The sequence below is a fragment of the Desulfobotulus sapovorans DSM 2055 genome (genome assembly GCF_059569355.1).
Genome location: NZ_JCANVJ010000052.1, coordinates 1 through 7557, shown reverse-complemented (window position 1 = coordinate 7557; position 7557 = coordinate 1). Strand labels below are relative to the sequence as shown.

Below are 7557 nucleotides of genomic sequence, written 5' to 3'. Positions count from 1 at the left end.
TGCTGTTCAGGTGTAGCTCCAGCTTGGCTCAGGTCTGGCTCCTGTATTGATTTTTTATCGTATAGGTCACTCCCTATATCTTTTTCTAAACCGCTGTTGGCGGCTATATTTTTACCATCACTATCCATCTGAGCCATCAGTTGTTTTAGCATATCAGCATGGCTCATTCTTTTGGGCTTACTCATCAATCCTCCACCTTGGAGACTTTATTCAGTTTATAATGTTGGTTTTTTCCGCAATTTTTTTGCAAGTTCTTCACCGAGAGCAGTGTAGTCCTCAGCACCGGATGTTTTTTTATCAAAATCAAAAATGGTTTGATTTGATAAAAACGCGGTGTTTATTGCTGCGTTTCTGCGTATTACGGTTTTGAAAACGCTTTCTTTTTTGAAATAGGTGGTGACCATATCTGTCATAATTTTTGTGGCATTTGATCTTTTATCCGACATTGTTATAAGTGCGCCAATTAAAGAAAGATGAGGGTTAAGTGAGTCTCTGATAACTTTTATGCTTGCTTCTAGTTGCTTGATACCTCGCAGTCCAAAAACATCTTCAGCAGCAATCGGGACTATATAATAATCTGAAGTGACAAGAGCATTTGTTACCAATGCCCCACCGATGTCTGGTTGACAGTCTATCAGCACAAAATCATAGAAGGAGATGATTTTTTCATCCATGGCACGTTTAAGGCCAATAATTCCATCTGGTGTTCCTGTTATCTGAATCTTAATAGAGAATAAATCCATGTGGCTCGATACTAAATCAAGGTTTTCATATTTGGTTGGGATAATACAATCATACAATGTGTTTTCAGACGTATAAACGTCTGCAAGCGTTTTTGGTTGTTCAAAAGGGGATAATTTACCCAAAACCATTGAGGCATTTGCCTGGGGATCAAAATCTATAACCAAGGTTTTGAAACCGAGCTGGGCAAGAGCATGTCCCAGATTTGCGGTTGTGGTTGTTTTTCCGACACCGCCTTTTTGATTTATTATACTGATAATACTTGATTTTTTGTTTAGCATGGAAATTCCTTTTTTTTTTATTTTTATATAAAAGCCGTGTAATTAGGCAAATTATAGAATAATATGTCAAGTATTATTTTCTTAGAATTTCAAATTTTTATCATAAATCTTTAAAAATAATGAAAGCCATTTTTTATTAAAACAAATAGGGTAGAGCATTATGCTCTACCCTATTTGTAATTATTTGATTGATTTTTTAAGAAAAGTAATAATTTAACCATGTGCAGATTTTAAAAATAAATGATCGCTGTCTTTAAACTCTTTCTGTTTTTGAAATTTTAAAAGAGTTGGTTCTGAACTTGAAATATCCTTTTCCATAAATTCAAAGGCAGAAAAAAAATCATGATAAAAAATTACGATAAAATTTGAAATGGATAATAAATATTCAAAATGATCCGGATCTTTAAACAGTAATGAGTAGTAAGAATATATTTTATCGGATAAAAACTGTCTTATTTTATTGGGATTAGGAGAATTATTTAAAATATAGTAGCTCTGAATATTTTCACAAAATACGTTAATACAAGGCTCCATAACAATAAGAATGGAGACTAAAAATTTTTTCCCTTTATTTGCACGAAGACCATTAAAGTAAAATTTTTCAAAATAAAAAAAAGAAGAAGCACTTTCTCTTATAGTGTGTATCAAAAGTTCTTTTTCTTCATTATTCATCATTTTTTAATTTTCCTTTTTTTTTATAAAAAAACTATAAAATAAATAATGTGATTAGTTGTTTGTTCTAATATTAAAAAAAGGGAAAAAATGAATTTTGATAGAAAAAAACTTTTAAAATTACTTAGCTATACTTTTATGTTTAGATGGTGTTCTGTTTTTATTTTAATATTTTTTATCCCCAGGTTTTCTTTAGCTTGGGATTATTCGTTATTTTGGATGATTTTTTGTGGGGTATCTATTTTTGATTTTTTTATTTGTTTTCAACTCAATAAGCTTGAAAAAAATCCCTTTACTCATATGGATTGCGTGCATCAATGGGATAGTGATGTAAGGAGGTGTAATAAATTTCAAGCCACTCATTTCTATCAATCTATTTTTTATTCCAACATGGAAATAATCATAAAAGAAGAAAAATCATTTGTATTGCTAGCTGGTTCTGTGCTTCGGCATTCTGAAGAGCATATAGCCAGAGCTATCATTTTGTTTGAAAAATCAAAAAACTTGGAAGCTGCATTAGAAAATGGCAGGCGTGAGAATTCTATTTTTGAAGAAATATTTGATCTAGCTTGTTCCTTTAAACATTTTCATATTCCTGAAAATGTTTAAAAATATTATTTTTCAAATTAAAAAAGAAAGGATTCTGTATGTTTCCATGGTTTTGCAGGAATTTTTTTTGTTTTATTTTAGGGTTTATTTTATTTTTGTTCGGTTGTAATGGGGGGGGTTCATCAAGTTCTCCGGTAGAGCAAAAACCTACACCTCCCCCTGAAAACAGAATTCAATCCTCTTTTGATAGTGTTCCATATGAAGGATTCCTTTATAGAACCTCACTTATGGAGGTTGGAAAGTATGAAATGACAGAGAAAGATTCTAAAATCTCATATTTTCCCGATGAAAAAGTTCAGTTTTATCTTGCAGAGGGGTATCCGGTGGGCAATGAAGTTCAAGCTGCTACGCTGAAAAGCATATCAGGATTGGCTTCTGATCCACAAAGCAACGATTTTAAAAATATTGTAGCTCTTCTCCTTACTCTGGATTTAGATAATGATCCTTCAAATGGCATCCAGGTAAATTCTGTTCTTTTAGAAGAAATGAAAGGAATGACGTTTGATTTTTCAGTGGAGCCAAGCCAGTTTTTTAACCAAACATCAGTAAAAACTCTTCTTGACAGGATGAATGCTAACGCTGCTATTTTTACAGAAAAAGGGCCTTGTCTTCCTTGTTCCCTAAAAGAACTTCAAGATTTCTTGGAAAATGAATACAAGGAAAGCGTTAAAAATCCAGAACGAACACCTGATAACAATGCAGTATTTTCTTTTTTCCATGAAGAAGATTACAAACTTTCCAAGGTTGATTTTTATGATGATGAAGGGATTCCTGCGAAATATGGATTTTCACTTTTTTATGAAACAGGCATTGCTATAGATGGACTTCCTACTCTTATACAGAGTGAGAGGGCTTCAGATATTGTTTATGTTTTGGATTATACTTTTATTGATGAGAAACCGCATATTTCTAATATTAACGAGTATGATTTAATTGATGATGGTTTTGGTGGAAAAGAGCTTGATTTTAAAAATATTAAACAGCTTTTTCAGTTGTCATATTTCGATTTGAGAGACAAACATTATGCTTCAATGACTTTTCATGATTCGGTAAGGGATAATTATAAAATCAATAATAATATTGGATCTATTGAATATGAAGTTGAAAAAGGCGATGGATACATTACTACCAAAAAAAAATCCTCTGCTGCTCCAATTCTTTTGATGCCTTATGAAACTGTTTTTTGGAATGATAATGGTACTGTAAAAGAGGTAAGGGAATTTTCCAGCGGAAGTGAAAATGTTTTGACTTATGATGAATGTTCTCTTGATTCAAAAAGCAATAGTGATGCTATGTGTCATAATCAATTTACATGGGATAATGCTGGGAATCTTCTTTCATCAGAAAATACTAAAAAAAGAATGTTGTGGTCTTGGGAATACAGCACGTCTCATATTCAATATCCACCGTATTTCATGGAAATTTTAGGATTTTTGATAGACTTTGAAAGGTTTAAAAACAGTACAAATTTCCATAGAAATACCCCTTCAGTCTGGTAAATTTCGTCATTTTTTAAAATAATAGTGAAAAATACCCCTGGTTTTTACCTGAGGGTATTTTTTTTGTATTTCACCCTAAAAAAAGCCTTGCATTTTTACTGATTGTAATATATTCAAAAAAACAAACTATAAAAAGGAGAAACTTATGCTCGCACAAAGCTTGAAAAATTTAAAAAAAGCCATCCCTGATATCACGAAAAACGACATCTTTACGGTTCCTGTGGATATTTTAGAAGTTCAAGAAGGGTTTAATCCCAGGGGCCTTTTTAGTGATGGAAATTATTATGAAAGGGAAGATGTAAAGCAGCACATACGGAATCTAGCGGATTCATATAAAGAGGGCCGCTACGTCCCTCCTATTGTTGTAAAAGTCATAGACGGCAAGGTCTTAATTCGTGACGGACACTGCCGCCACAAAGCGATTTTGCTTGCTAAATCTGAAGGGGCAGAAATCCAGAGAATACCTGTCCTGGAGCTTAAAAATCAAAACGAACAGGACGAAAACCTTCTGATATTGACAAGCAATGATGGCTTTCCATTATCTCTGCTTGAGAGGGCTGCAATTTATGGTAGATACAAGGCATGGGGTTGGACATTGCAGGAAATTAGCAAGGCTGTAGGTAAAACAATATCGCATATAGCAAATAGCCTTGCTCTCCTTGAACTTCCTTTAGATATAAAGAAAGAAATAGATGCTGATGCTATTTCAGCTTCATACGCTCTTGAATTGTATAGAGAACACGGAACAAAAGCTATTGATATTATTAAAGAAGTTCAAAAAAATATTTCTAAGGCGAAAGAGACGGAAGATCAAACACTTTCTTTACCATTTAAAGAAGAAATTCAGGAAGAAGGAATTCAGGATGATGGGATAAGAAGAGAACCTGTAAGAATAACTCGCAGGAAGGTTGAAGGTGGCCCCCGACTGTCTAAAAAAATTGTGGAAAAAATGAGAAGCAGCTTTGAAAGCATGACCCAACGACTGGATTTTTCAAAAATTGAAAGCGAAGAAAAGGAAGATGTTTTTACAATCACGATCACCAGGGAAGAAGCCAAGGTTCTTCTGGAAATAAAAGAAAAGCTGGAAAAGAAAGCTAAGTAGTCACCTTTTTTATTTTTTTAAGCAGTGTAAAGGTGACTGCTCCTGTTGTAATAATTAAAAAATTAAGAAATAGAAAAAAACACACTAAAGCAGAAGTTAAAAAAATATAAAAATTCAAACCAATCATCGTATCTATTAAAAATTCAGGTATGTGTACAAATTTCACCGAAAGCCAATTGAAGAAAATAAAAAATGAAAGAAAAATTGAACCTATAAAAAATGATACTTGGATGATGTCATGTCTTGAGGGCATTATTGATGGTGTTATTAAAAAAACACCTATAAATCCAAGAAAAAACTTAAAGCTGGTTAAATTTTCATATGAAAAGAGTATGTAAAATAATGTTTTAAATTCACCCAAAAAATAAAAAAAAATTGAAAAATAAGATATGTTTGAAAGTTGACCATTTGTATATGTCATAAAAATGTATTTGATATAAGCAAGCTGCAAAGTAAAAGCTTCAGGATTTGAAAAAGAAAAAAAGGCTATTGCACTTACAAGGGTTCCTCCCATTAAAAAAGGAGCAATAGCTGAAAAAAAAAGCCCAATAACCTGAAAAACACTATTTTTATCATACGTGAATTCTACTACCCCCGCCATGCCAGTCTCTCTATCGAATAAATACGGTTCAAAACGGGTTATTTTATGACCAAAAAACATACTGGTTAAAGCATGACAGGCTTCATGTATTGGAGTTGAAATGCTATGATATGTTTTTAGGCCCCGCCAGCCCCACGTTTTTCCAACCAGCCAGGAAGATCCCCGGCACAAAAAAAACGCTAAAATAAATAAAAAAAAAGAAATTAACATTTTTTTCTACCTTTACCCTTCCTTCTTTTGGTGTCGTTGACATGAACAGTTTCAATATGCTTATCTCCAGAAAGTAACAGCACTTCTTCCCTTATTTTAAAAAATTCAGCAGTCATAGGATGATCTGTTTCTATAAAGCTATATAAACCTGGGATTCTTTTCAGGCACTTAAAAAGGTGTAATGGTAAAAATTTATTAAAAAGTTTCTCTATGAAAACCCTACTCCTTCTTATTATTTTAATTTTAAAAGGATTTCTTGTAACAGAAGAAATCAAAAAAAAATATTTTTCCCCTTTTTGGTAGCTTTCAGTTGTTATCCAAAATTGTCTTTCGAAAAATCCTTTAAATCTACCATTATATAAATCTACTAAAATAACATTTTCCCTTACTTCTATAATAAATCCCTCTATAATTTGACCTATTTTAGGATATATAAAAGAAAAATATTTTTCTTTTTCAAGATATTCTATTTTCAAAGAAAAACTTTTTTTTATTTCTTTTATAATGTCGCTTCCTATCGTGGTTAAAGCAAAATCAACGGCATGGCTTGAATTTACAAAAAGCCTTTCTTCGTCTTCCCACAAATCTATATCGAAATGGGCATATCTTTTTTTATAGGGAAAAAAAACACTTATTTTTTTTTCTCTAACATCAGCGATACAAATGACTTTATTGCCATGTAAATTAGTGAAAGCCTCTACTATACTTTCTTCCAATAAGAAAAAAATACTATTCATATTTAAACCTGTTTTTTCTGCTAAAATAGTTATGCTTTTTTCCATGCCACACCTTTTTTTATATTTTTTATTGGTTTTCTATACTCTATTAGGGGCTTAATAAAAATTAAAAACTAAAAAAAAGAGAGAAACATGACTGACGAAAAACGAAAATACTCAGCAGAAGAAAGAAAAAGGTTTTTTGAAACTCTCAATAAGCAGCGTTTGGATTTTTTTACCGAAGCTGCCAAAAATCCCAAAAACAAAATTGTTCTTTGCAATACGGAAGAATCAACAGCATTAACGGAACTTGCGATTGCAACCGATCTTCAAATCGGAAAAATCCGGAATGGATTAGGTCTCAATATTTCTATCAAGGATGGTACAGAGCTTCTTGAAGCATTAAAGGAAAACATTATTGATTTGGAAGCAACGCTTCAAAAAATGGCAACTCTGACAGGAAGACAGCTTGCGAATAACGCAAAGCAAGAGAAAAAGATTTTCAAGTCAACACTACTTTTTACTTCACAAAAAACTGTGTGATTTACACTGGGCAGAAATTCTGCCCTAAAAATAAGAGGATAAACCACTGTTTATCCTTTTATTTTTGAAATTTTACAGTTTTTCATACCACTAGCATTTTGCTTTTGGGCCTCCGGTTTTACCGGATTCACGTTTGGACAATCTCTGCACACAGATTGCTCCCCGATATTAGATCAGACGAATGAGACGATTTTCTTGAATTTTTCCCGTTCAGGATTCTCAGTTGAGGCGGTGCAGCCAAAACAACAGTCTATTCAGTCGTAGGAACCGGGAAAAATACTTTGATTTTCACCAATCATTGTATTTATTCTGCAAGGAAATGACAGTCGCTTTATTAAGTTTTTTGCCTAAAGCGCAAGTCAGTTGAGGCGGTGAAGCCAAAGCAACAGTTTCCTTGTATTCGGCAAAAATTTTAAACACTAGAGCTGTTTCTACACTTTAGCACACACAAAATACTGAAATAAAAAAACAACCAGACAAACCTTGGAAGTCATATTCAAGACACAAGCGTTGCCCTGGTTTTTTTTATTTCCAAAACACCCATCCATCAGGATTCATCATTTCTTCGGAAACCGCTGATCCT

Annotated in this window: 9 protein-coding genes; 4 read left to right on the top strand and 5 right to left on the bottom strand. The window is 32.7% G+C overall.

The window, feature by feature from the left end:
- From BR04_RS17370 to BR04_RS17360, 3 genes are all read right to left on the bottom strand, one after another.
- Positions 1–185, bottom strand: a 185-nt coding sequence (locus BR04_RS17370) for a hypothetical protein (protein ID WP_496357290.1), incomplete at its 3' end; no start/stop codon positions are given.
- A 30-nt stretch (positions 186–215) separates the two neighbouring features.
- A complete protein-coding gene (locus tag BR04_RS17365; protein WP_496357289.1) occupies positions 216–1022 on the bottom strand; it encodes a ParA family protein in 807 nt (268 codons plus the stop codon).
- A 213-nt stretch (positions 1023–1235) separates the two neighbouring features.
- Positions 1236–1697 carry a hypothetical protein gene (locus tag BR04_RS17360; protein WP_496357288.1) on the bottom strand — a complete coding sequence of 154 codons (462 nt, stop codon included), beginning with the start codon at positions 1695–1697 and terminating at the stop codon, positions 1236–1238.
- A gap of 87 nt (positions 1698–1784) precedes the next feature.
- Here BR04_RS17360 and BR04_RS17355 point away from each other — a divergent pair, with 87 nt between their 5' ends.
- The 3 genes from BR04_RS17355 (at position 1785) to BR04_RS17345 (ending at position 4904) form a co-directional block, all read left to right on the top strand.
- Positions 1785–2303, top strand: coding sequence for a hypothetical protein (locus BR04_RS17355; RefSeq protein WP_496357287.1), 519 nt, complete (start codon positions 1785–1787; stop codon positions 2301–2303).
- A 38-nt stretch (positions 2304–2341) separates the two neighbouring features.
- Positions 2342–3802 (top strand): hypothetical protein, encoded by a 1461-nt coding sequence (locus BR04_RS17350; protein ID WP_496357286.1) that lies wholly within the window; start codon positions 2342–2344, stop codon positions 3800–3802.
- A 145-nt stretch (positions 3803–3947) separates the two neighbouring features.
- Positions 3948–4904 carry a ParB/RepB/Spo0J family partition protein gene (locus tag BR04_RS17345; RefSeq protein ID WP_496357285.1) on the top strand — a complete coding sequence of 319 codons (957 nt, stop codon included), beginning with the start codon at positions 3948–3950 and terminating at the stop codon, positions 4902–4904.
- On the opposite strand, the gene BR04_RS17340 is transcribed toward BR04_RS17345, so the two are convergent.
- Together BR04_RS17340 and BR04_RS17335 are read right to left on the bottom strand one after the other, a co-directional pair.
- Entirely contained in the window at positions 4897–5715 is an 819-nt protein-coding gene (locus BR04_RS17340; protein WP_496357284.1) for a hypothetical protein, read from the bottom strand. The two genes, BR04_RS17345 and BR04_RS17340, sit on opposite strands and share 8 nt — an antisense overlap.
- Positions 5709–6497, bottom strand: a complete 789-nt coding sequence (locus tag BR04_RS17335) for a hypothetical protein (RefSeq protein ID WP_496357283.1) — start codon at positions 6495–6497, stop codon at positions 5709–5711. The genes BR04_RS17340 and BR04_RS17335 overlap by 7 nt, the downstream gene beginning before the upstream one ends.
- A gap of 87 nt (positions 6498–6584) precedes the next feature.
- Here BR04_RS17335 and BR04_RS17330 point away from each other — a divergent pair, with 87 nt between their 5' ends.
- Positions 6585–6974, top strand: a complete 390-nt coding sequence (locus BR04_RS17330; RefSeq protein ID WP_496357282.1) for a hypothetical protein — start codon at positions 6585–6587, stop codon at positions 6972–6974.
- The last annotated feature ends 583 nt before the right edge of the window (positions 6975–7557 follow it).

What these genes read in the sequence shown, in the direction of transcription:
- BR04_RS17330 (WP_496357282.1), top strand. Translation starts at nt 6,585, where the DNA reads ATGACTGACGAAAAACGAAAATACTCAGCAGAAGAAAGAAAAAGGTTT.
- BR04_RS17365 (WP_496357289.1), bottom strand. Translation starts at nt 1,022, where the DNA reads ATGCTAAACAAAAAATCAAGTATTATCAGTATAATAAATCAAAAAGGC.
- BR04_RS17355 (WP_496357287.1), top strand. Translation starts at nt 1,785, where the DNA reads ATGAATTTTGATAGAAAAAAACTTTTAAAATTACTTAGCTATACTTTT.
- BR04_RS17340 (WP_496357284.1), bottom strand. Translation starts at nt 5,715, where the DNA reads ATGTTAATTTCTTTTTTTTTATTTATTTTAGCGTTTTTTTTGTGCCGG.
- BR04_RS17335 (WP_496357283.1), bottom strand. Translation starts at nt 6,497, where the DNA reads ATGGAAAAAAGCATAACTATTTTAGCAGAAAAAACAGGTTTAAATATG.
- BR04_RS17360 (WP_496357288.1), bottom strand. Translation starts at nt 1,697, where the DNA reads ATGATGAATAATGAAGAAAAAGAACTTTTGATACACACTATAAGAGAA.
- BR04_RS17350 (WP_496357286.1), top strand. Translation starts at nt 2,342, where the DNA reads ATGTTTCCATGGTTTTGCAGGAATTTTTTTTGTTTTATTTTAGGGTTT.
- BR04_RS17345 (WP_496357285.1), top strand. Translation starts at nt 3,948, where the DNA reads ATGCTCGCACAAAGCTTGAAAAATTTAAAAAAAGCCATCCCTGATATC.